Raw genomic sequence first — 24812 nt, 5'->3', positions numbered from 1 at the left:
ACTAACGATTTAAAGCATTGCCAACCTTTTGCAAATCCATGTTATAATTCTCGATAAAATAATTCCGCACCATATCGTACCGCTTCTTCAAAAGACCATTTACATCTTTTACCGGATTCAACAACCCGTCCCAATTCTTTGAAGTTGAATCCCAATCGCTATTATATTCGGGAACCCGAGTTAAAAACTCTTCCGGACAAAGTACCATCATCATCATAAAAGTCTTCCAATCATTATCTTCTGAAATAGCAGAATTTACTAACTGAGGTATTCCCGCAGCCCAAAGCTTCGAGGCTGTATACATATCAGAAGAACTAATATCGTAATTCGCACTTTCACCAAATTCCTTTGTCGGTGCCGTTTTACCCCGTCCAATCATACTCTCTACAAAGGTACGGTTTATCCTACTCCGGAATGCTAGTGAATCCTCCTTTGTCATCTGTGTTACTGCAATATTCCCGTATGACACACATATATTGTCATAATTATACCAAGATTGGACTTCTTGACTTAAGTATTTCATCTGTACGGGTGTCACCGAAAAATCCCAAGTTACATACACGGAATCAATTTCTGAACAAAGCATAATTTTCACCGGAAGAAACTCCTTCAAAAATTCGTCTGAATAAGAAGAGAACCATAACTTCTCGATGACATCTAACTGCTCTCCCACGTACTTTTCATCAGCAGGAGTAACTAAATATCCATTCGTACCATTCACCCCCAAAACACCATTCATCCAACCGGAAGGAGTCCAATAAGTATCCTTATCTGTAAAGATATATAATAAACAGGAACCGTACTTATTGTAATATTCCACAATTACATCATCATAATCATGCTCCCCTTGAGGAACTGAATAACTGGAAATAATCCCCGATGGAGATAACTCTTTCTCATCATAACAAGCTACCGCACACAAGAACCACGATAACAATATCATATAAAAATAAATTTTCCGTTTCATATTATCTAGGATTTTGTTCTAATCTGTAATTTCTCTCTATCGCATCATAAGGAATAGGCAAAGCATAAAGCGGGGAATTACTTTCCAATGTATATTCTCTCTCTACTCCCTCTGAATCAATATATACATGAGTAACCGATAACCCCAAGCGTTTGATATCAAACCAACGGAATCCCTCTTCTAGACTCAATTCCAATCTACGTTCCATCAAGCAAAATTTCAATAACTCATTAGCATCAGTAATCTGTTCGTCAACATAAGAACCCGTTACATACCTTGTCTCTCTTAACACGTTCAAATCATTTAATGCCAGTACCCGGTCTCCAGCGTTCCCCGTGGCTAAAGAACGGCGAATAAAAGCTTCCGCCCGGTTTAAATAAGCTTCTGCTACACGAATACCATGATCTGAACCATTGGATGTATTATGAGCCACTTTAGTTCCGTATGTACACCCGTATGGACTACCATAATACATCTTATATCTCAAATCATTTGTTGCATCATAAAGACGTAACAAATCAGAAGAGACTTCCCAAGGTACGTCATATCCCCAAGTTACATTTGTCGTGAAAAAAGAACCTCCACCAAATGAATTTACACCGTAAATCCAAATCACTTCCGAACTTACATCACTATTATAAACACTCTTACCACTGCCATCCAACAAAGCTAAGCGGGTCAGATCCGGACCTTGAGCTATAGCTAAATCCGCATATTTAATCACGTTATCCATATCCTCGTCACGTCCCATGTAAAGATATAAACGAGAAAGTAAAGTATAAGCTGCAACATTTCCAACACGCCAAACATTATCCGGTGTATAATTTTCTTCTAACAAAGTAGCTGCTGTCAGCAAATCTTTTTCAATTTGTTCATACAATGCTTTCAAAGAAGCCCTACGAGGAAAATCATCTGTTAATTCCATCGTCAATATCAAAGGAACTCCCAAAGCTGTATTCACGTCTATTCCCGGAGCATTATATGGCTGACAATATATTGTCGCTAATTTCAAATAATAAAAACTCCTTAGAAATAACGCTTGCCCCACTAACGCATTCTTTTCCTCCTCGGTACCCGATATTTCGGAAACATAGTCAATAACAACATTACATCCTTTAATTTTCTCATAATACGTTTTCCAAGCATTCACATCCGCTGGAAAAACTTCAATGCCATCAAACATCATCGGATTAAACGTAAACACCGGTGTTCCGCTTTGATGAACGGTAGCATACGTATCATTCGACAACCCGTTACACTGGACTTCATCGGTCAATAACATTAAAAATGTTCCTGTTGCCACTTGGTAAGGGTAAGCTTCTTTATACATTACTCCCCTCAAATCCTCCACGGAAGAAGGTTTTATCTCGTCCTGACTCGACTCTTTGAAGAAATCATGACAGGAAGTACATAACAAATACAGAAGTATTCCCAAACAATATATAGATCGATAATTCTTCATATCAATATCAACTAAAAGGTTACATTAAGATTAAATGAATAAGAGCTAGTCAATGGTTGAGCTCCTGTTGCAACTTCCGGATCCCGCCCCTTAAAATCTTTACTTGCTATTGTAAACGGGTTAGAAACACTTGCTCCCAGACTGATAGACTTACATCCCATCAACTTTGCCGCTTTTTCCGAAAGGAAATAACTCACTGCAATATTATTACATTTCAAAGAAGAGGCATTCACAACCCGGACATTACTATAATTATACATTTCATAAACATTACTAAAGGTCGAATTATTCGGCAGATAAAAATTAGTAACATTTTTATCCGGTAAACCGGGGAATTTAGCATCCGTATCTCCCGGCCTCCAACGCCCGTTCAACTCGGATGACAAATTTTCGTATTCAGAAGGTAAAGTCTGGGATTCATAAGCAGTCTTCAAAAACTTCTTGCCTCCTATTTGTAAATAAAAGCCTGTTGACAAAGACAGTTGTTTATACCGAAATGACATGGATAAACCTCCCGTAAAATCCGGATCTAATTTGCCCGCATATTTCATATACGTGGTAGGATCATTCAATGGATCTCCATCTCCAGATGTTTCCAGATTAATGATCGGATAACCTGTTTCTTGATCTATTCCCTCGCAATCAAACGCCCAGAAGGATGACACTGCATATCCCTTTTTGTAATACTCTCCCGAAGTCGCTGTCCTCCATGTCAAATTTTGTACACCGACTTTCATTATCTTATTATTATTTTTAGAGGTATTAACATTCATATCCCAAGTAAAATGTTTCGTCCGTACCGGGGTAAAACTTACACTTAACTCATACCCCGAATTATTCATACTTCCTCCATTAACCGGCATATTCGCAATACCATATTCCCGGGGAACTAACAATGAAGTAATTATGTCCCTTCCTTTCTTCATGTAATACTCAAATCCAACTCGAATCTTATTATTGAATAGAGCTAAATCCACCCCATAATTATAAGATGTTGTTTTTTCCCAACGCAAATCCTCGTAAGGTAAGGACGTGATTTCCAACAATTCATCTCCTGTATTAACATCCGTCACAGCACTAGATGCCCCGGATGTAGGGATCTTAACGATTAAACTTGGGCTATAATTTGTAGCCATATTACGTTGATAACCAAAACTAAAACGTAAACTCAGATCAGATACTACGTTTTGTCTACTAAACCAAGATTCACGGGCCACGTTCCAACGAAGTCCTCCAGCCCAAACCGGATTAAAATTCTCGTTAGCATAACGTCCAAAACGATTCGATGCATCTACTCGAACACTAAAATTCACAACGTAACGTCCATCGTAAGCATAATTTAACGTCAAATATCCCCCCATTTGATTTGTTTTTCGATCTGTGATTTTACGAGTGAATTTTTTTATCAACTCATTTTCATAAGTAGCTCCTCCATAAGGACTTATTCTCACAGCAGGCACAGTGGCAAAAGATTTTCCCCTATCTCTTAAATAACCATAAGAAGTAGTCGAGAAACCCGTATTCTTTGTACTGGACAATTCAATTCCTAACATTGCAGTTAACGTATGCACCCCATTAAACACTACATCATAAGAAAGCGAATTTCTCCAATTCCATGATATGGTCTTATTCTCATCTTGATTATATTCTCCCCCCACGGGAAGTTGTGAATTCTTGTAGTCGGCATCAATAGGCTTACGTGTACCATAGTCATAACCACGGATTTGAGCAATATACTCCGTTCTTTCCGTAGCCCACGATTCTCCGATAACAGATGCAACATTAACACTCCCCAACATTTGAAATCTCAATGACTCTGTAAAGTCATAATTCAAATTCAGATTCGTATTAATAGACATATTTTTATTCGAAGTCCCCGTTTGATCCCGTTCATTTATAAAATTAAACATTTTAGGACCTGGACTACCATCTTTCAGATAATAAGCCAACTCACCATTATCTTCATAAGCCGCTATTGATCTATTAATTGTAGTTGCATAGGTATATGGATTTACTATATAAAAACCATTCGTCGTTGCCTGAGCTCCAGATAATGTAAATGAAGCCCTTAACTTCTTTCCAAAATTCATATCCAAACCGACATTCGCCCCGTATGACTCCGTGTCATTTCCAATAGCCGTACCCTTTGTTGAATTATACGATAAGGAAGCATAATAGCGAACATCTTCACTACCTCCCGAAACAGAAAGCGAATGGGAATGACTAAATGGATTCCGGAAAAGAATATCAAACCAATCTGTATTCGTAGTTTCCAATTTAGTCACACGTCGTTCAAACTCATCTTTTGTTATCTCCTTCTTCAAATATTGATTTAAAGCCCCGGCATAACCAATATTATTATTAGTCCAACTTGCCGTCAAACCTCGTTGAAAAATTTCTCGAGAAACATCCACTCGTTCCTTGGAATTCATCAGTTCCAATTTATCATAAGTAACTTGTTCCGAGACATTCAAACGGGCCGAGTAAGAAATAGAGGCCGTACCTGCCCTTCCCCGTTTTGTTTTAATTACAATAACTCCATTGGCCGCACGTACGCCATAAATAGCTGTAGCCGAAGCATCTTTTAACACTGTTATACTTTCAATATCATTCGGGTTCAACCAAGTAATAGAACTTCCCACGAAATTCCGGATATAATCAAAATTATCCGAATTAATCTCTCCTGCACTATCAAAAGTTTTCGTGTCAAACGGAAGCGGGTCCTCTTGGATGATCCCGTCCACGACCCAAATCGGTTCCTGACTTCCCAGCAACGTGGATGTTCCCCGTACCCGGGTCTTCTGCCGCACACCGACCAACCCGCTCGTGTTCGTGATAACGACACCCGGTAATCGTCCCTGCAACGCCTGCTCCAAAGTATTCGTCCCGTTAAAATGCAAATCCTCCGCTTTTATCGAAGAAACAGAACCCGCCATTCTTGACCTGTCAAACTCCTGATAACCGGTAATCACCACTTCCCCGAGTTGAGTCATATCCTCCTTCATCACAACCGTGTACTCGAACTTATTCTTTTCAAGTTTCAGATACGTGGTCTGCATTCCCACAAAACTGACAATCAAAGAATCAACGCCCTGAGGCACACGAATTGAAAAATCTCCTTTAGAATCTGTCACCGTTCCGATACTCGTTCCCTTCAGTAATATGGTGACACCGGGAAGAGGTTCTTTATTAGAATCCACGATTTTCCCTTTCACGACGTTAGACTGGTTCGATACCTGACTGGTATTACTTTCAACCTTCCGTTTGATTACCACAATCTCGTCCTTCACGTCATACGTGAACCCCTCTTTCTCCAAAACCCGTTTCAGTACTACTTCCCAATTCTCCCCTTTTGCCTCCACGGTAACCGTTTTCGCATCTTTAAACAGCAATGAATTATACAGGAAATTCAGTCCCGTTTTCTGCTTCATCACCTCCACGAACCTCTCCAGTTTCACGTCTTTCAGATTCAAAGAAACCGTATCCGGCACGACTTTAGCACCATATCCCGCCAAACTTCCTAGCGTCAGGATAAGTGTCAAACTTACCACGTGAAAAAAGCCTTTGCATTTTAAAAGCCTTTTCCACTTCAAGAATGGATTTTTTTTCATAGATTTGTAAATTACTTGTTAAGATGAGATAATGGACATCGAACCTGAGAAATTTGTAGTCCGTTATCTCGTTTTAGTTTATTTATATAAGATCACGTGATTCCCATCCACCCGATACTTCATATCCCCGGTACGGGTTAAAGCATCAAAAAATACATTTATATCATCGTATCGTTTCAAATTCCCTGTAAATGGAAGTTCTCTCAACTCTTCTTCTTCAAAAAGCACGGATATATTATACCATCGTTCCAACGTCTTCATAATATCACCCAAATGCTTCTCCCGAAAAACATATATACCGTCTTTCCACCCCACGAACTCTTCCACATCCACCTTCTGCCGGATCATCTGCCCGTCCTTGGAGGTAACCACTTGTTCCCCGGGTTGAATAATCACCGGATCGGCCTCACCTGTCTCAACGCTCACTTTCCCCCTTACCAGAGTGGTATAGCTCTCCGAGGCATCCGTGTAGGCATTTATCCCGAAGGCCGTTCCCAACACCTTCACCTCCCCGAAAGACGTCTTCACGATAAAAGGCTTCTCGCTCTTCACCACGTCAAAAAAAGCCTCTCCTTCCAACACCACCTCCCGCTTCTCTCCCACGAACGTTACCGGGTATTTCAACCGGGTTTCGGCATTCACCCACACCTTAGTTCCGTCATCCAACGTGATGATACACTCCCCCCCTCTCGGAACCTCCAATTCATTATAAACAATTTCGCAAGACGCTCTTTCTGTCACGTAAGAAATCTCCCCGTTCTCGTATTTTATATTCACACCCTCCTCTTTCAACACGTGCGCACCCGTCTTCGACACCTCGACCTCGGTCCCGTCAGCTAAAATCAACCGGGCCTTCTTCTCCCCTGCCGGAATAACTTTCGAAGCCACGGGCAGTACCTCCTTTTCCCCGCTCTCTCCCAACGTCAACCACAACATCGACCCTAGCACAATCACCCACACGGCTGCCACAGCCGCCACCCAACGAATCGTATTCACCCGTCGGTCGCGTCCCCTTCGCTCTCTAAAAACCATGTAGCCTTTCTTACCCGAATAATTCTCGTACTCCATAAATTGCTTTTTCAAGTACGTCGGATCACTCAACTGATCATACACCTCCCCTAATTGCCGATCTTCCAGCAACTGCTCCAACTTTATTTGTTCTTCCTCGCTTAAACCTTTCAACAAAGATTTCTTGATCAAAGAAGCGTCATCATATATATCTTTCTCCATATTCATCTATTATCGGTTCACTTTGTATACTCATAATACACAACTCCCGATTTCAGATGACACGAGTAGTCATTTTTTTTTTCAATTAAATTAAAAACAGGCACACGGAATCCTGAAGTTTAGAACGTAACGATTTGAACCCTCGACTTTTATGCGTCTTCACCGTGTTCACACTAACACCCAATTTTTCCGCGATCTCATCCCACGAATACCCCTCGATACTCATCAAAATCACTTTCTTCTGCTCCGAAGGCAGGGCCTCGATATACACGTACAACTGCCGGGTAACCTCCTCCCGTACAGTCTGGGCGTACACGTCATCAGCGGTAAAATCACTTTCGGCCCCGATAGAATTCAGAATCGTATCATGGATCTGGTTATTCCGCACGAATACCAAAGCATTATTATAACATGCCCGGTACAAATAACGAGTCAAATCCTGCAGGGAATCAAATTTCTTATCCGATTTCCAGATCGCGATAAAAACCTCTTGCACCAAATCCTCCGTACTCTCCGATCCCTTCAAAATCCGGTTCACGTAGGCACACAATGCCGCATAGTAATGCTCGTAAAGACTCTTCCAAGCCTTTTCATTCTTGCGGTTTACCCCGGATAAAATCAACTGCTCATCTATCATATCGACATATATTCTTCATCACCCATTAGACAAATATAGTGATTTAAAATTCTTTCAAAACATACTTCGTGTACAAAAATACAAAAATGAACGTTCACGCCCCTTTTGACATACTTTTATCCGTTTAAAAATTTTTCTATTCCGCCATATTCTAGTAAATTTGTCATGATTTATCATCAGTTTAATTTTATATCGAATGAATGAATTGAAACCGGAAATAATGGAGTTACTAGCATTAGTCGGAAAAAAGTATTCTCGGAATTTACTTACCACGACCGATTTCGACGAATTCTCTCTTCATCTAAAATCCGAACACGGTTACCTGATCTCCACCTCCACGTTAAAACGCTTGTGGGGATATGTCAACGACACGCACCAGCCGCGTACTCAAACCTTGGATTTATTATCCCGGTACATCGGTTTCACCTGTTTCAGCGATTTCTGTCATCACCTGAAAACCAGCACGATGTACAATTCATCATTCTTCACCACGCGACAAATACAAGTACAGAATTTGAAACCGGGAGACGAGATAGAAATAGGCTGGTCGCCTAATCGTTACTTGCGCTTGCAATACCACGGGGAAGCCCGTTTTCAGGTTATCGACTCGAAGCAATCCAAGCTGAGAAAAGGCGACTGCTTCGAAACAGCTTGTTTTCTAATGGGCCAACCCTTGCTGTTATCCTACATTTTAAGAGATAACCAAAAAACACCGCCCTTCATAGCCGGACGTAACGGGGGACTCACTTTAATCAATCAACTGACATAATGAATGAGGAAACTTTATCATCCGGCTTTTTCGGAGAGGATATAACCTTGGATATATACACGGACCTGAAAGAATTTTATACCCCGGCCAATGGATTCAGCAGACTACACCTATGCCGCCGGTATGGAAAACTGCATATCCTGAAAAGCCTGCAACCCTTCTATTCCTCGCAAGAATTCTACAAGCAACTCTTGCTAAAAGAATTCAATATCGGTTATCAACTGGACCACCCTAACATTCGTCACACCTTGGGGTGGGAGAAAAACGATCTTTTGGGCAATTACATCGTACTGGAATACATCGACGGTATCCCGTTAACCACTTTTATCGAACAAGGTAAACTGACCCAAGCTCTAGCCTACAAATTCATCACGGAAATATGTAATGCCTTGCAGTACATTCATAGCAAACAACTGATCCACAAAGACCTGAAACCCAATAATATTCTTATCACGCATAACGGGAACAATGTCAAACTCATTGATTTCGGACTTGCTGATTGTGATGATTACGAAATCCTGAAAATTCCAGCCGGAACAGAAAAATACCTCGCCCCGGAGCAACTAAACCCAAATGCGACACTGGATTGCAGAACAGACATCTATTCCTTGGGCATCATCATCGAGGAGCTATCAATTATCCTAAAAGATCGCAAACTAGCCTCCATCGCCCAAAAATGTACCTGTCAGGACCCGAATTTGCGTTTCAACAATACCTCGGAAATAGTAGAATCCCTGAAAAGCAAATCTTTCAGAACAATCTACAAATACGCCGTGTTTATCCTTGTCTCCTTCGCAGTAACCTTTCTTTACCTCCAATACCCTTTTGCCGGAAACAAATCCCCGGACAAAAACACGATCACACAAGTATACAGTAACTTCTCAACCAGTAGTACCTATCACCACACCCTCTTACAAGAAAAAAATCGCTTACACCGGAATATAAACCGGTATTCGGCAAACCGCCAAGAATTGGTCCAAGATAGCCTGCTACTGCATCAGGCCCTACAAAAAGCCTTGAATACCGATTTCCCGGAATCAAATCAACGTGAAACCCCGGTATACAAAAGACTCCTGACCAACATACAACTCGACGTGAAACGGGAAATAAGAAACATCCGGGAGAAACTCTGAGTGCGTTTCTATGGGAGCAAAGGACAGAAACATCAGTTTACCTTCCTTACCAATACAATCGAATAGAATAAATAAAAAATTCGATCTACATGTCATAATATCTCAAAATCATTGAATTATTCGTACCTTTATGGTCACAGATAAATTTATAACGCATGAATAATAATAAGTCGGGCAATATTAATAATAATGTTATTAGCAATCTTACCAATCGTATAGAACATTTAATTACGGACGCTCGAACGTATATTGCAAGTGCGGTTAATATCTCTGAAGTTATCACCAAGTATGAAATCGGTCGTGCCATTGTAGAAGTGGTTCAAGATGGTGCGGAACGAGCAACATACGGCAAACAAATATTGCAAAGTGTGTCAGAATCACTCACGAAACGATTAGGAGACGGATGGTCTACCGAAACCCTCAAAAGATGTCGTAAATTTTTTATAATTTATTCTACTCAAGAGGACGGAACAACAGCATTAATAGAATCTTCTACTAACAATTTGGTCAACAGTGTTGACCAAATTCAAAAATCCGCAATATCGTTGAGAAAATCTATGGATACATATTCTTTTACGCTCTCATGGTCTCATTATTTGATTCTGATGCGCATAGAATCTGCTAAAGAACGCAGGTTTTATGAAATCGAATGTCAAAAACAAAATTGGAGTGTTCGACAACTACAACGACAATATGGTTCTAGCTTATATGAGCGATTAGCTCTTAGTCGTGATAAAAAAGGAGTGATGCATTTGGCAAAAGATGGACAAACTCTTAATAAACCAGATGATATTATCAAAAATCCACTCACGTTGGAATTCTTAGGACTCAAACCGGATATTACATATTCGGAAACGAAATTAGAGAATGCCATCATCGGAAAGATACAACAATTTTTATTGGAACTGGGAAAAGGATTTCTATTTGAAGCCCGTCAAAAGCGATTTACTTTCGAAGAAGAAAGTTTTTATGTGGATCTAGTTTTCTATAACCGTCTCCTGCAATGCTACGTGCTTATTGATCTAAAAGTAGACAAATTAGCTCATCAAGATTTGGGGCAAATGCAGATGTACGTCAATTACTATGATCGATATGTAAAGCAAGATTTTGAAAAACCTACAATCGGTATTCTACTTTGCAAAGAAAAGAAGGATGCATTAGTAGAACTTACCCTTCCCAAAAATTCCAATATTTATGCACAACAATATGCCCTCTATCTTCCTGACAAGCAGTTACTACAAATGAAGCTAAAAGAGTGGTTAGAAGAACAAGAAGAGTAAAAAGCAAATTACTCCACGATACGTTTAAACTTTCCCCAAGGATCGGCATAACGATACCTGTTCTTACTCCCGGCAGGCACATGAAGCACGCACGAATCAAAGAAATCCACTCCCTCGAAAGCCTTGGATGCACACGTGGGAGGAATATCTGCCAACACACGTAGTTCTTCCAGCACACACCCGTCAAAACTGTAATCAGATATAAACATGGTTCCACTCCCCAAGGTCACGGAGCGTAACCCGCTACACTCCTGAAAAACCGCACCCGGTACCGAAGCTATTCCATCGGAAAGAACAACTTTCTTAAACTTGGCACCTCGAAACGCCTGAAGTCCCAACACCGTGACCGAATGTGCCATGCTCAAAGTATCCACGGGTGCATACAGGAAAGCATATTCGGCAATCTTTTTCACCCCCTCGGGAATCTCGAATACAGCCCGTGCCCTCCCTTCCGGATACAACAATAACGTCTCTTTCCCCTTGTCATACAAAATACCGTCTTCCGCCGTGAAACCGGAATTCATAACAGAAACCCGAAACTCTTGCAACGAGCTACACCCCTCCGAGGAGGCAAAACTTCGTACCTCATCGGGAATCGTCAGAACCGTTAACCCGGTACACCCCTTGAATGCATCTTTCTCCACGACCTTTATCGTGCTCGGCAAGGCGATTTCCCGAAGATTCCGACAATTCATAAACATACCATACCCCAACGTATCATTAGCCGTATAGCGGGAAGAATAGTAACTCATTCCCCCCTCGACAACCTGTACATCAGTCAGGTAAAGCCGACTCAGTATACCGGGAGTCACTTCCCCCTCAACTCCCCGTCCCAACATATCCCGCAACAAGCGGAAATCAGAACCATTCAATCTTCCGCTAATAGAAATCTCGGTTAATTGATATTTCTGTCGTTCGCTAATCACCTCCGACAACGTTCCCGGCTCCGAAACATATATCGCGTTGTCCGTAATAAATTTCACCTCACTCGTGTATATCTCTCCCACGGCATTGGCGGCATAAGCCCGGACCATGTAGGATGTAGACAAATTCAAATCTGTCAACCGAGCCCTAAAAACGCCCTTTTCTCCCGACTCTGCAGCAACAAACAACTCTTCCGCAGAGGTCTCCTCCCGGTATTTGAATCCCAGAAAAGAAAGAGCCTCGCCTCCATTCTCGACTAACACGCACTGCACGACAGCCGTCGTGGGTCCTTTATTAATCAAAACCATCTCTCCCAACACGGGCTCCGTGTTCGGGGATGTACGAAAACGCAACATTCCCGTCCGTACCACACTACCTCCATTAGAAACTTCCAAGTAATAACCATACTCCGTTCCCGCCTTCAACCCCTCCAATGTAACCTCCGCACCCTCCTCCGTCCGGGTTGCTGCAACCTGTATCATCTCCTCCGGCGAACTTCCATACACGAAATAACAATCCCGTACCGTTCCCTCCCCGTTCAATACTATTTTCCCGGATAAACAGGCCTCATTCCGGGTAATTCCGGTAGCCTCATGCAAAGTCAGTGTCGGGGGTAAGACCGTGGGGTCCGTCTCGTTCGAACAAGCCGCTCCCACCACCACACAACAAATAATATAGAAATAAAACTTATACATACTCTAAAAATTAATCCCGACACCCAGCAACGGTTCCCAATATTTACCCTGAATCGTCAACACTCCAAAAGAAACCGCCACCCGACGCAGCTCCATAAGTACCCCCACTTCTCCCGCGAATCCTTTTACCGAATAATCCGTGTTTTGTAATTTAACACCTTCCAGAGTTTCCCAAACAACCCGCTGCTCCCCGTAACCAATTCCCTCGTAAACATGCAACAATCCTATCACCCGGTGAATTCCTCCCGCGGTCACCGTGTTTAAAGCCCGGGACACGGAACTCTTGTAATAAGGTGTCGGTTCACCAGAGGACAACTCCCCCGCCTTGTTACACTTCCCCAAAATCGACAGGAACCGGAAATTACTTTGCACGTGCAACCACCCTCCATGCCGCTTCATGATCCCAAACCTCAACCCGTTTGCGACCTCCCCCTCGTGTAACCCCAAGGTTGCCAAGAGAAAATAAGCCGGCTTTCCTCCCCGCAACTTTCCCCCGGACACGGGACGAAGCGAACAATCCAACGAAGCATTTTTCAGTCCCCGGAACGGACGTTTCAGCACCTCCGGGTAAGGTTTCTCCTGCACTTTTTCAGGAGGAGAAGCGATCACTAATTCATACGTCAATCGGGACTCCAGTGCCGCCGGAAAACGATAATCCCTCAACACTCCCCAACGAGGATGCTTAATCGTCAATTTCACCGTCCCGTGAGGAACGTAAAGCCATATTTCACCAACTTCATTCTTACGGGAAACAATCCCTAAAGGAGTTGAAAAAACAAAATCCGGGTCACCTACCACTTTTATCAAGGCACAAGCCTCATCATTTAAATCCCTCACCGGATCTATCCAAGCCGTGATATCATTCGGCAAACAACGGAAAGAATGCACCTTGAACTCCTGGGCATCAATCGAACGCCCCAGAAAACACAGTAGGATTATCAATATTATTTTACCCATCATTCCAAATTAAAACTTCCGATATTAAATATCTCCTGTTCGGGTAACGGCGTGTGTTCATCCACCATGCGGGGCTGCCACGTGCGCACGTGTATCCTGGGTGCCGTTTGATCCCGAAAATCCCACAACAAAAATAGATATCCCTCGTCGGAATATGTATCCGATTTATAACTTTGCTTCACCGAAACCCCGTATATACCTTTTTTCGTGGGATGTCGTTTTATCGTAAAATCATTAAATTCCACGTCAATACGCTGATTCCTCCTAAATATCGTCTTCAAATGATTTAGGTACTCACGTTTACTCTTCACACTGTAACGTACCTGCTCGGAGGACAAATAGAGCCTTTCATTCGAGGGAGCTTTCCTGATCACCGTTCCCACGACAATCAACGCCTCCTCGCTAAACAACTGCTCCAGGAAATCAATATCTTTCGTCGGGTACGCCATCCGGAAATGTTCCATATAATTCAATATAACCTGTCGATTCGAGGCATCTTCCTCCTGCAATCCCCCGTCCAGCACTTGCTTGGCTTCCCGGTAGAAAGGATTATTTTTATCTATCACACGGGCTTTAGGCAAAACAGGTTCCGGAGATTTCTCCACCTTCTTCTCTTCTTTCACCGTCACGATGATCGAATCCTTCGCCGCTTCATACCGAGTGAACACTTGGGGACACTCCCTGACCGCCTCCTGATCCCAGTGAACGGCAGAAAACTTATTCGGCCCGACAACCTGTCCCCGTTCATCTATTAAATAATAGACACTATTCTTACGAGCGAAAGCACACCCCTCGAAATCAGAAATCCAATCATACACGAACTCGCAAAGCGGTCGTCCTTCAAAATCAAAAAGAGCCCACTTATCCCTCAATTTCAGCGCCACCCGTCGCTCCCCGATCACCCGTCCATTGTCATAATTTGCCGGGATCAACACCTTTCCGGCCTTATCCATCAACCCGACTCCCGATTCCGTCCAGAATATCGCCGCGTCATAACGGAACGGCATGACTTCCTGCACACGTGTCGGCAGGTACAAACAAACATTTCCCTCACGATCCAAAACCCCGCAATAATTCTGTTCCAAATTCTTGAACATCAAACAACCACATGCAAATCTCTCATGTATCCGGCAGTTTTGTAAAGTAATATAAAATTGAACGTTCCCCTGCTTATTAATTACCTGATAGGCCAACCGCCCCTCCCCGTCGGCAACACCCACAACGGCCAACCCTTCCGAAAAATCCACGGCATAATCGTACACCGGTTTAATTACCATCTCTCCGCGAGTATCCACATAACCATACTTCCCGCTGTTCGTATATACCAACGCCAAGCCTTCCTCAAAATTATGTGCCATCAGTATTTCATGCCCCTGGTAATTATCCACAATCGCCACCTTCTCCCCGAATTTATCCACCACGAGCAACGGCTCACCCTTCTTTTCTTGTGCGAGCGTCACCTCCTCGAAAAAATAACCGATAGTGGTAAAACTCTTGGGCGATACCGATTTCAACTCACCGGAAAAACTATACAAACCATATTTTCCCGAATCATTCGGAACACTCAACCTCTCGTTCACCAAAGCAGAAGGTTGATGAGCGAAAGCATTGATCATCTTGATCTCACCATTCATTCCGATAATTCCCCACTCTTCCCCCCGGGTAATCTGAAACGGTAAACCACCAATTGCTATTCGTTTCTCCTCGCAAGAAACGAATAGCAATACACATACAATCAGAAACGTACCGACTCTCATAATCGACGGGGGTTTACAACATCAGATGGAGCAAAAATACACATTTCTTTCTATTTATCCCAATCTTCAATCTCTCCCCCAATCTCAATTTTCACCTGCTCCGGATTCTTCGAAATCACCACGGTTATCGTGTGCTGTATCCCCGGTTTAAAAACGAATCGACTCTCTACCAGATAGGCAACCCCTTTCATCACCACCTCCACCAGCGGCTTGCTATTATCAATGCGCTGAGGCACCAGTATGGCCGAATACTGGTAAACCCCCGTCTTCATCGCCCGAATCGTCTCCGTCGTACCGTAAGGATTCTTTGTCACGAACCCTGCACTCAAATCTATCGTGGCCGAGGGTACCGTGTTATGCACATACACTTCGGCCTCCTCTGGCAGTTCCCCGTCATAATCCTCTCCCCTTACCAACCGGACATTCAATTTACTCATCCGGTGAGCAAACGTTAACTTCACCGCTCCATCCCCCGCAGTCACGTTTTTCGAACTTGCCCACAAAAAATCACTAGCCTCGTAACCTCCCAACGAATTTCCATCCCTTGCCGTAGTCTGATCCGACGCTACCTCAAACGGCAGATCATCCACGCTTGTCAACGGGGACACGTACGGGTAATAACCAAACACGTCATACGTTCCGTCATTCCAATAAATCTTTCTTGCAGATTCCCATTTCGAACCGGAATACGTCAACAATTCGTTATTCACGTAATTCCCGGAGACTTCCAGAGGGACATCTTTCTCTGTCAAGAATACCCCCATCCGGTCACCCGTCTCAAAATTTGTCGAAGTCGCCCGGGCAAGAGCGGGATGTACCACGTCAAAAGAGACAAACAGATTATCGGGCTCTATTTCCTTTTCAGAATTAGAGCAACCAGCCGAGAGGCACAGGAAATAGAGTATCCCGATTCTGTATATTATTTTCATGCAATTCATAGCTTACTTGTTTTTACATTCAACCCTTATTTCAAAATATCCGGTTTCCCCTTATGAATCCGGGGTGCATATTGATTACCCCGCACCGTAACACCCGAACGCTCCGCAGAACGAGACAATGAATTAACAACATCTCGCTTGTCATTCTCCACGAACTTCTCGAACGAGTAAGATTCTCCGGCATATTCCATGATTCGTTTCACGATCGCTTCCCGGCTGATGGCATTGTAATATGAAATATTATTATTCATACAGCTATTCTGTTCCGAACGGAAAACCCCACGTGCATGCTTGAATCCACCCTCGTAAATATCCACCACGTCACTATATCGGTCATCGAAAATCAAATGCGACCAAGGCACCTCATGCATCTTTCCGGTAAGGGACAGATTCTCATACCATCCCAATGACTTCGCAATATTAAATTCAAACACATGCTCACAACAAGTACAATCACAAAAATCAATAAACGCATTGTGGTAAATATACTCATCTCCCAACTTACCAAAACCATGTCCCCCAGCCTCATGTTGAATAATTCCCCGAGCATCGTAAGGATAACTATCCTCACTTAATGGACAAAACGCTATCGCACTACCATCTGTCCACATCTCAGTTATACCACCGTAATCAATCGTGTTCGGTGTTACAACAATCAACGATTGATTCAAATTACTCTCATCTACCGGAGAAACTTCCATCGCATAATTAAAAATTGCACTATAATTTCCCCTTAATCCGACTCCCCCCGTGAATGTTGTTTCAAACTTCGTGTTCCGAACTGTATTCACAGTACCAATCCCACTCTCCGGAGAAACAGCTATTGCAGTTGAAACATTGAAATAATCTCGATAAGTATGATAAGGTTCAATATCAAAGAAACGTTCCATCTGCTCGTTCATCACCCGCAAATAATCCCCATTGGAGATATTTTCCGCATCGAACCCATCGCCCAAGAATACTAAATTAATTCCTTTACCCCTACTATGAGTTTGTAAAGTAATTTCCTCATCCTCTTCATGTTCATAATAATATTGTGCAACACGGCAAGTTGTCGTATAATCATATTCATCCAGTTTAAACACAATCTCCCCTTCCCTGCTCTCGCTTCCTGCATCAATCGTAAGTGTCAACTCTGTTTTTTTCTCTCCACTCATAGTAGATAACGTACACCAATCAGGCTTACTCACTACTCCCCATTTCCCTTCTGCATCCAAAACCAATTGTCGTTCAGTTCTCCCGTTTAATGTCTTCAACTCTGACGGACGGCATACCAATTTTCTGTGTGCTGTTATCTTTTTAAATTCACACCATCCCGGAGCAGAATTATACTGTTGAATTGCAATTTCTGGTATTTCAAGTACCACATTCTCTTTTTCAACACCATCAAAAGCATTCATGTGCATATAAGAAGGAGTAATACTTTTACATACTATTGAATTTATATAAAAACAATTTCCAAAAGCGACGGAACCTATAGATTCTAAATTATCTGACAAAATAAGTTTTTCAATCATAGAACACCCTATAAACGCTCCTTCCCCTATATTTTGAACACTTTGAGGAATCTCCAACACTCCTGTTAATCGTTGATTATCGCCAAAAGCAAAATCTCCAATAGAAGATAATTTTTCCGGTAGTTTTAATTCTCCAGAAAAATTACAACCAGCAAAAACTCCATTTGATAGAACAAACAAATTTTTCGGTAAAACTAATTCACCTTTAAAACGACATCTAAAAGCATTCTCCTCTATATTTATAATCCCATCATGTAATTTTAATATTCCATCAAAACCACAATAATTAAAAGCCTCTTGATGAATAACAGATACTCTTTTAGGTATTTCTAAACTACCAGTAAATCCTCTGCAATTTTGAAAAGCTCCTAAACCTATGTATTCTAAATTTTCAGGTAAAATCAAAGAACCATATAAATTCTGACAATTATTAAACGTATAATTTCCTATGTATTTCAATTTATCTGGCAATTTTAGCTCACAGGTAAATCCACACTCATCAAAAACAGATCCAACACTATTTTCATCCCCTAAATATTCTAACGTAGTTGGCAACGATAAGGTACCCTTCAAATTCACACAACTTTGAAAAGCAGCAGCCTCTATTTTGACAACACCTTCTGGAATAGTCAATGAACCTGTTAGGTTAGTACAGTTATAAAAAGCAAATGTTCCTATTATTTTTAATTTATCTGGCAATATTATTCGTTGCAAAGATTTCTTTTTATTAAAAGCTCCTTCAGGTATTTTATCATTTTCAGGAACCAAATTCCCCCATTCATCATAATATCTAACAATCTTCACCTCCTTCAAATTCAGAGCCTGCAACCGATCCATCGAATCCCGCATGAAATGAAAATCCAAAGCACAAATCTCCCCCGTAATCTTCAAATTTTGCAATTGCCGGAAATCCTTATTCGCCGCCTTTATTGCCTCTTTTAATTTCCCAGCCTCGGATTCAATCACGATATACTCCTTTGCCGTCGCATCATGCGTTATCATATCATTTTCCCATGCCGTGATCGACTCGCTCACCAGCATAAACTCGTATGCCCCGGTATTCTCCTTCTTATTCACCTTTATCGTGAAATTATGCATCTTCGAAGACACGTAAGCAAACACCTCGTCCTTTTTGAAAGTATACACCACACCATCTACCGTGATCTTAAACAACTCCGTTCCGCTACTTATTTCCTGCGGCACGACAATGGCCCGGAATTCCCCATCCTTCTGATAAGGTATCGTTCCCGTGGTAGCAACCGTTCCCGTGGCTGTCACTTTTCCCGTTGTCAAATCTATCAATGCCTTTCGTTTAGTATTCGTCACCAACACCTGTTTCTCCAATCCCGTCCACTCTCCTTCAGCAAACCCCTCTCCTTCCACCAACGTCACACGAGCCGTACTCATTTTATGCCGGAAAGCCAAGCGGATCACTTTTGTCGAGGGAGCCACCTCCTCTGCTTTTCCCCAAAGAAAATCACTCGCCTCGTAACCTCCCAGACTCCCATTCTCCCCCGCTTTCGACTGATCCTTCTGTACCTCGAAAGCGTACTCACCAATACTCCCCGGAGAATTCCAAGGATAATACCCGTACACATCTATCGGAGTTTTCGAATCCTTCCAGTAAATATCATACGCCCCTCTCCATTTATTACTAGCTTCATTGTAAGTAAACTGCACATTCGAAGCCCGATTTCCTTCCAATTTCAATTCTCCGGGTTTTCCCCCTTCGTAGTCCACGATATAAACCCCTATCACGTCCTTATCACAAAATCCCCCGTCATTCACCCGCGACAGCATCACCTGATCAATTTCCCCGGATAAATCAATCGGAAGTCTCGTATCCTCGCCCCCCATCACTCCATCATCTTTCTGGCAGGCAAAAAGCAAGCATAGAAACGCCATCATGCATGCAACCAAAACACTATATCTTTTCCCCATAACCTATAAATTTTAATTATTCCGCCACCCCTCCGTGATCAATATCATCCTCTTCCCAGCTCCCAATGCCGACATTTATCCCTTCATTCGTCTTATCAACGACAACCGTAAACGTGTGCCGTTTATTCGCTTCAAACGTGAAAGCCTTCTTTAACGCATACTCTTTCTTGTTAATAAGAACGACAATCAAACCAACCTCCTTAACGGATTGCGGCACGATCAACGCCTTGTAATACTCGCCATCCTTCCAAGGGGTGATCACCTTCTCCCCGCCTTCCACCTTCACCGCTCCCGTTGACAGGTTAATCGAAGCCCCGGTACTGACACCATGCACGGTCACGCTCTCGACAACCTTATTCAATTCCTCCTCCGTGTACCCTTTACCGGCAGCCACCTTGATCTGCATACAACTGAAAACATGCTTCAAAGTAATATCAACCGCATCACTCGACGGAGACACGCCACCCGTTTTTCCCAACAAGAAATCGGATGCCTTGTAATTTGCTTCCGTCGATTGATCCGCATTCACGGAAAACTTGTACGCCGCAACATCCGTTATGGTCGCGTACGGATAATAACAATAGAAATCAGCCTTCGTCGTCTCGTCCTTCCAGTAAATCTCCCGCTCCGGGGTCCACGCGGAAGAATAAGTAAACTTCACGTTATCCGCGTGATTCCCCGTGTTCTGCAACGTTCCTGCAGAAGAACCGTTATAATTCACCACGAACAAACCGACCTTATCCCCCGACTCGAAACTCGTTTCCGTGGCCCGGGAAGCAATACCGCAATTTAAAGCTATTTGTACTTTCGGAGTCTCCGGCTCTGTCGGAGGCGTCACCTCCTCTTCACCTCCTCCTCCCGAACATCCACACAGCAAAAGAAAAACTAAAATGTGCAACCAAGATTCTATTTTCATAACCGCTATTTTAAATATGATTTCATTTTTCCACACAAAAATACAGGACAAACCAACACCAAACAAGTTCATAATAGTTCACGACACCCATTATATTTCACTTGTCCCAAAACATATTCTCCCACCTTACGCTATCGTAACGCCCGCATCCCCTGGTATTCAAGCATACTCCGTCAAGTAGCTAATATACGACAAAACACACCCTACATCCAAACAAAACCCATCCAAATATCAATTTTATCGAGGATGAATGCTTCATGAATGCAAGATGAATGCTTCATGATGATAATGAACTACAAATAGGATATTAATAGCAAAATAAGGAAAAATAGCCTAACCAAGAACCAACCCTTGACCAACACCACAGCTTCCACGATCCGTTTATTAGAAAATCTTCTTTATCTTCGTAAATAGTTCAATAATCTCATTGATTATAGATACCTTTACGACTGAAATTCAAAGTCTCTATCACTAATGGCAAAAATTACAGTAAAAGACACCGAAGTGAATGTTATCAAAGTCAATGGCGAGGACTATATTTGCCTGACAGATATGTTGCGGGCCAAAGACGGTGATTTCTTTATTACAGACTGGTTACGTAACCGAAACACGCTTGAATTTATCGGAATTTGGGAGAAGGTGTATAATCCTGATTTTAATTATGGCGAATTCGCCATAATTAGAAACCAGTCGGGACTTAACAGTTTCAAGATAAGCGTCAAAGAGTTTGTGGCACATACTAATGCCGTGAGCCTGCAAGCCAAGGCCGGCAGGTATGGCGGTACCTATGCGCATAAGGACATTGCTTTTGAGTTTGCGATGTGGATAAGCCCTGAATTTAAAGTTTATATAATAAAAGAATTTCAGCGACTGAAAAACGAAGAGCAACGATTACTCGGTTGGACCGCCAAACGTGAGCTATCAAAGATTAACTACCGCATACACACCGATGCCATCAAACAGAATCTTATCCCGACAGAGGTCACTCCGGCACAGGCAAGTATCATCTATGCAGAAGAGGCCGACGTGCTTAACGTAGCCATGTTTGGTATGACTGCTAAAATGTGGCGTGAACAGCATTCCGAATTAAAAGGCAATATCCGTGATTATGCCTCCATCAACGAACTGATTTGCCTTTCTAACATGGAAAACCTAAATGCAGTGTTCATCGACCAAGGTATTCCACAAGGGGAACGACTCATCAAGCTAAATCGGATTGCCATTCAGCAAATGCGTGTATTGGAAGATGACTGGAACAGGAAGCTGTTGAAATAAAACTCACCCCCTCTTCACGGCAGGTAGTTCGAATATCGCCCCGTCGTAACACAAATCCGTGTTCGGGAAAACCTCACGGGCTTGCTCTAGCAAAGGAGCCGGATCGGGATAACGGGATGAAAAATGTCCTAGCAGGAGGTGCTTCGCCCCGGCAAGCACGGCCATTCGCGCCGCTTGTCCCGCAGTACTGTGAAATGTCTCTTTGGCCAAATCGGCAAACTCGTTCCCGTAAGTGGATTCGTGATAAAGTAAATCAACCCCTTTCACGTATTCGGCAAAAGACTCCCGGAAAAGCGTGTCGGTCATGTAAGCGTACGAACGGGGTGCAGGTGGTGCCGTTGTCAAACGGCCATTCGCGATAATCTCGCCATCGGGAGTAACAAAATCCTCCCCCTTCTTCAATCGGTGCATAAAAGCCACGGGCACTTGAAAAGCATCGGTCATCTCCCTTTTAATATTTCTCTCCTTCTCTTTCTCAGCAAACAGAAAACCCGTCACCGGGGCCTCGTAACGATGCTTCAATGGAAAAGCGAGAACCGTCATCATACGATCCTCGTAGATCAAACCGGGTTCACGATCCAGATGGTGAAAAATCAAGGGATAATTCAAACGGGAATTCATCACCTTCAATTGGAATTCAATGATCTCCTGTAAACGCTTATCGGAATAGATATGCAACTCGGCACGTCGGTTTTGTAGCGAGAAACTGGAAAGCAAACCGATCAACCCGAAGAAATGATCCCCGTGCAGGTGAGAAATAAAAATATGATTAATCTTATTGTACGGCACCCGGAAACGTCGCAACTGTTGTTGTGTACCCTCGCCGCAGTCAATAAGAAAGTACCGCTCAAGTACATTGAGTACCTGAGCGGCAGCATTTCTTTGAAGCGTGGGGACGGCTGAACCGCACCCCAGTATAGTCAGTTCGAATTTCACAAATTAATTGTTCTTTTCTTCCTCTTCTTTAGCTTCCATTTGATCCTTCAAAGCAGCCAACTCGGTGATATCACCTAAAGTTGTTTTTTCAAGTTTCTCTTTCACTTTTTTCACTGCTTTCTTGGTAGCGTTAGCATCATCTTTTTTCTTGGCATTGTCAACAGCCTTTTGCTCGTCCTCGAAAATACGAGAGTGAGAAAGGATGATTCTCTTGGCTCCCTTGTTGAACTCGATTACCTTGAACGATAATTTCTCGTCAACCTTAGCCTGAGTTCCGTCTTCTTTTACCAAGTGGCGAGGAGTTGCAAATCCTTCTACGCCGTAAGGCAACGCGATAACAGCACCCTTGTCGAAGATTTCAGTGATCGTACCTTCATGGATAGAATCAACGGTAAAGATCGTTTCGAACACATCCCAAGGATTCTCTTCCAATTGTTTGTGACCCAAACTCAATCTCCGGTTGTCCTTGTCGATTTCAAGAACTACCACGTCGATTTCAGCACCGATCTGGGTGAACTCTGCCGGGTGTTTTACTTTCTTCGTCCAAGACAAGTCAGAAATGTGGATCAACCCGTCAACACCTTCTTCGATCTCTACAAATACACCGAAGTTCGTGAAGTTACGCACGATAGCTTTGTGCTTCGTACCAACAGCATACTTCTCTTCGATATTTTGCCACGGGTCGTTCTTCAATTGTTTGATACCCAAAGACATCTTTCTTTCGTCACGATCCAAGGTAAGAACAACAGCCTCTACCTCATCACCCACTTTCATGAAGTCCTGAGCTGAACGCAAGTGTTGAGACCATGACATTTCAGACACGTGGATCAAGCCTTCTACACCCGGAGCGATCTCTACGAAAGCACCGTAATCAGCCATAACCACTACTTTACCCTTCACGCGGTCACCCACTTTCAAGTCGGCACTCAAAGCATCCCACGGGTGCGGGGTCAATTGTTTCAAACCAAGAGCGATACGTTTCTTCTCGTCATCAAAGTCAAGAATAACAACGTTCAACTTTTGATCCAACTCCACGATCTCGTTCGGGTGATTTACGCGACCCCAAGAAAGATCGGTAATGTGAATCAATCCGTCTACACCGCCCAAGTCAATGAATACTCCGTAAGAGGTGATATTTTTAACAGTACCTTCAAGTACTTGTCCTTTTTCCAGTTTAGAAATGATATCTTTCTTCTGTTGTTCCAACTCAGCCTCGATAAGAGCTTTGTGAGACACAACAACGTTCTTGAACTCTTGGTTGATTTTAACCACCTTGAATTCCATCGTTTTTCCAACATAGATATCATAGTCACGAATCGGCTTAACATCAATTTGAGAACCCGGTAAGAATGCCTCGATACCGAATACGTCAACGATCATACCGCCCTTCGTGCGACATTTAACAAATCCTTTGATGATCTCGTCATTTTCCAACGCGGCGTTAACGCGATCCCAGCTACGTAAAGCTCTCGCTTTCTTGTGAGAAAGAGTCAATTGACCTTTTTTGTCCTCTTGAGTCTCCACGTAAACTTCTACTTTATCTCCCACTTTCAATTCCGGGTCGTAACGGAATTCGTTCAACGAAATGATACCGTCTGATTTGTAACCGATGTTTACAACGACTTCTCTCTTGTTCATTGAAATGATCGTACCATCCACAACTTCTTTCTCTACTACAGAGGAAAGAGTCTCGGCGTACTTGTTAACCAATTCTTCTTTTTCAGATGCGGGGATTACATCATCATTTGCATAAGCTTCCCAATCAAAATCTTCGTCAGCCTCAGCGCTAGTTGTTGCTACCGGAGCAACTTTCTTAGTTTCTTCTTGTGCAAGTTCCACTTGCATTTCTTTTTGTTCTTCAGTCATA

At 42.7% G+C, this 24812-nt stretch carries 17 protein-coding genes; 4 read left to right on the top strand and 13 right to left on the bottom strand.

Annotated elements, in window-relative coordinates; genetic code table 11:
- Position 1: 1 nt before the first annotated feature.
- From DWW52_RS17020 to DWW52_RS17000, 5 genes are all read right to left on the bottom strand, one after another.
- Entirely contained in the window at positions 2-967 is a 966-nt protein-coding gene (locus DWW52_RS17020; protein WP_118716663.1) for a hypothetical protein, read from the bottom strand.
- Position 968: 1 nt separating this feature from the next.
- Complete coding sequence (locus tag DWW52_RS17015; protein WP_118716662.1) at positions 969-2429, bottom strand: RagB/SusD family nutrient uptake outer membrane protein; 1461 nt, start codon at positions 2427-2429, stop codon at positions 969-971.
- A gap of 11 nt (positions 2430-2440) precedes the next feature.
- Positions 2441-6040, bottom strand: a complete 3600-nt coding sequence (locus DWW52_RS17010; protein WP_118716661.1) for a SusC/RagA family TonB-linked outer membrane protein — start codon at positions 6038-6040, stop codon at positions 2441-2443.
- Between the two features lie 78 nt (positions 6041-6118).
- Positions 6119-7270 carry a FecR family protein gene (locus tag DWW52_RS17005; protein ID WP_158582647.1) on the bottom strand — a complete coding sequence of 384 codons (1152 nt, stop codon included), beginning with the start codon at positions 7268-7270 and terminating at the stop codon, positions 6119-6121.
- 85 nt (positions 7271-7355) lie between these two features.
- Positions 7356-7907 carry an RNA polymerase sigma factor gene (locus DWW52_RS17000; RefSeq protein ID WP_118716659.1) on the bottom strand — a complete coding sequence of 184 codons (552 nt, stop codon included), beginning with the start codon at positions 7905-7907 and terminating at the stop codon, positions 7356-7358.
- Between the two features lie 196 nt (positions 7908-8103).
- Between DWW52_RS17000 and DWW52_RS16995 the strand changes: the two genes are divergently transcribed.
- From DWW52_RS16995 to DWW52_RS16985, 3 genes are all read left to right on the top strand, one after another.
- The gene (locus DWW52_RS16995; protein WP_118716658.1) at positions 8104-8676 is read left to right on the top strand and encodes a hypothetical protein; all 573 of its coding nucleotides are present in this window, start codon (positions 8104-8106) and stop codon (positions 8674-8676) included.
- Positions 8676-9809: a serine/threonine-protein kinase gene (locus DWW52_RS16990; protein WP_118716657.1), complete on the top strand. Its 1134-nt coding sequence runs from the start codon at positions 8676-8678 to the stop codon at positions 9807-9809. Before DWW52_RS16995 ends, DWW52_RS16990 begins: the two co-directional genes overlap by 1 nt.
- A gap of 155 nt (positions 9810-9964) precedes the next feature.
- On the top strand, positions 9965-11089 hold the full coding sequence (locus DWW52_RS16985; protein WP_118716656.1) for a YhcG family protein: 1125 nt from the start codon (positions 9965-9967) through the stop codon (positions 11087-11089).
- An 8-nt stretch (positions 11090-11097) separates the two neighbouring features.
- Here DWW52_RS16985 and DWW52_RS16980 read toward each other — a convergent pair whose 3' ends face one another.
- From DWW52_RS16980 to DWW52_RS16955, 6 genes are read right to left on the bottom strand one after another with little or no spacing between them, the layout of a single operon-like run.
- A complete protein-coding gene (locus tag DWW52_RS16980; RefSeq protein WP_118716655.1) occupies positions 11098-12708 on the bottom strand; it encodes a leucine-rich repeat domain-containing protein in 1611 nt (536 codons plus the stop codon).
- A 3-nt stretch (positions 12709-12711) separates the two neighbouring features.
- Positions 12712-13665, bottom strand: coding sequence for a hypothetical protein (locus DWW52_RS16975; protein ID WP_148315395.1), 954 nt, complete (start codon positions 13663-13665; stop codon positions 12712-12714).
- Positions 13665-15422, bottom strand: a complete 1758-nt coding sequence (locus DWW52_RS16970) for a WG repeat-containing protein (protein WP_118716653.1) — start codon at positions 15420-15422, stop codon at positions 13665-13667. Before DWW52_RS16970 ends, DWW52_RS16975 begins: the two co-directional genes overlap by 1 nt.
- 50 nt (positions 15423-15472) lie before the next feature.
- Entirely contained in the window at positions 15473-16360 is an 888-nt protein-coding gene (locus tag DWW52_RS16965; RefSeq protein ID WP_118716652.1) for a fimbrillin family protein, read from the bottom strand.
- Positions 16361-16386: 26 nt separating this feature from the next.
- Positions 16387-19818: a fimbrillin family protein gene (locus tag DWW52_RS16960; protein ID WP_118716651.1), complete on the bottom strand. Its 3432-nt coding sequence runs from the start codon at positions 19816-19818 to the stop codon at positions 16387-16389.
- A 16-nt stretch (positions 19819-19834) separates the two neighbouring features.
- A complete protein-coding gene (locus DWW52_RS16955; RefSeq protein ID WP_158582646.1) occupies positions 19835-20734 on the bottom strand; it encodes a fimbrillin family protein in 900 nt (299 codons plus the stop codon).
- Between the two features lie 474 nt (positions 20735-21208).
- On the opposite strand from DWW52_RS16955, the gene DWW52_RS16950 reads away from it, so the two are divergent.
- Complete coding sequence (locus tag DWW52_RS16950) at positions 21209-22009, top strand: KilA-N domain-containing protein (protein WP_118716649.1); 801 nt, start codon at positions 21209-21211, stop codon at positions 22007-22009.
- A gap of 3 nt (positions 22010-22012) precedes the next feature.
- Here DWW52_RS16950 and DWW52_RS16945 read toward each other — a convergent pair whose 3' ends face one another.
- On the bottom strand, positions 22013-22945 hold the full coding sequence (locus tag DWW52_RS16945) for a ribonuclease Z (protein ID WP_118716648.1): 933 nt from the start codon (positions 22943-22945) through the stop codon (positions 22013-22015).
- A 3-nt stretch (positions 22946-22948) separates the two neighbouring features.
- Positions 22949-24811, bottom strand: coding sequence for a 30S ribosomal protein S1 (gene rpsA / locus DWW52_RS16940; protein ID WP_199692016.1), 1863 nt, complete (start codon positions 24809-24811; stop codon positions 22949-22951).
- Position 24812 lies beyond the last annotated feature (1 nt).

It is taken from the genome of Odoribacter sp. AF15-53, assembly GCF_003479425.1.
Classification (GTDB): Bacteria; Bacteroidota; Bacteroidia; order Bacteroidales; family Marinifilaceae; genus Butyricimonas.
Note: the sequence above shows the minus strand (reverse complement) of the source record. Positions and strands in the feature narration are given on the sequence as shown.

Coding starts and splice junctions, on each gene's coding strand:
- DWW52_RS17015 (WP_118716662.1), bottom strand. CDS start 2,429: ATGAAGAATTATCGATCTATATATTGTTTGGGAATACTTCTGTATTTG.
- DWW52_RS16980 (WP_118716655.1), bottom strand. CDS start 12,708: ATGTATAAGTTTTATTTCTATATTATTTGTTGTGTGGTGGTGGGAGCG.
- DWW52_RS16960 (WP_118716651.1), bottom strand. CDS start 19,818: ATGGGGAAAAGATATAGTGTTTTGGTTGCATGCATGATGGCGTTTCTA.
- DWW52_RS16985 (WP_118716656.1), top strand. CDS start 9,965: ATGAATAATAATAAGTCGGGCAATATTAATAATAATGTTATTAGCAAT.
- DWW52_RS16965 (WP_118716652.1), bottom strand. CDS start 16,360: ATGAATTGCATGAAAATAATATACAGAATCGGGATACTCTATTTCCTG.
- DWW52_RS17005 (WP_158582647.1), bottom strand. CDS start 7,270: ATGGAGAAAGATATATATGATGACGCTTCTTTGATCAAGAAATCTTTG.
- rpsA (WP_199692016.1), bottom strand. CDS start 24,811: ATGACTGAAGAACAAAAAGAAATGCAAGTGGAACTTGCACAAGAAGAA.
- DWW52_RS16955 (WP_158582646.1), bottom strand. CDS start 20,734: ATGAAAATAGAATCTTGGTTGCACATTTTAGTTTTTCTTTTGCTGTGT.
- DWW52_RS17010 (WP_118716661.1), bottom strand. CDS start 6,040: ATGAAAAAAAATCCATTCTTGAAGTGGAAAAGGCTTTTAAAATGCAAA.
- DWW52_RS16950 (WP_118716649.1), top strand. CDS start 21,209: ATGGCAAAAATTACAGTAAAAGACACCGAAGTGAATGTTATCAAAGTC.
- DWW52_RS17020 (WP_118716663.1), bottom strand. CDS start 967: ATGAAACGGAAAATTTATTTTTATATGATATTGTTATCGTGGTTCTTG.
- DWW52_RS17000 (WP_118716659.1), bottom strand. CDS start 7,907: ATGATAGATGAGCAGTTGATTTTATCCGGGGTAAACCGCAAGAATGAA.
- DWW52_RS16970 (WP_118716653.1), bottom strand. CDS start 15,422: ATGAGAGTCGGTACGTTTCTGATTGTATGTGTATTGCTATTCGTTTCT.
- DWW52_RS16995 (WP_118716658.1), top strand. CDS start 8,104: ATGAATGAATTGAAACCGGAAATAATGGAGTTACTAGCATTAGTCGGA.
- DWW52_RS16990 (WP_118716657.1), top strand. CDS start 8,676: ATGAATGAGGAAACTTTATCATCCGGCTTTTTCGGAGAGGATATAACC.
- DWW52_RS16975 (WP_148315395.1), bottom strand. CDS start 13,665: ATGGGTAAAATAATATTGATAATCCTACTGTGTTTTCTGGGGCGTTCG.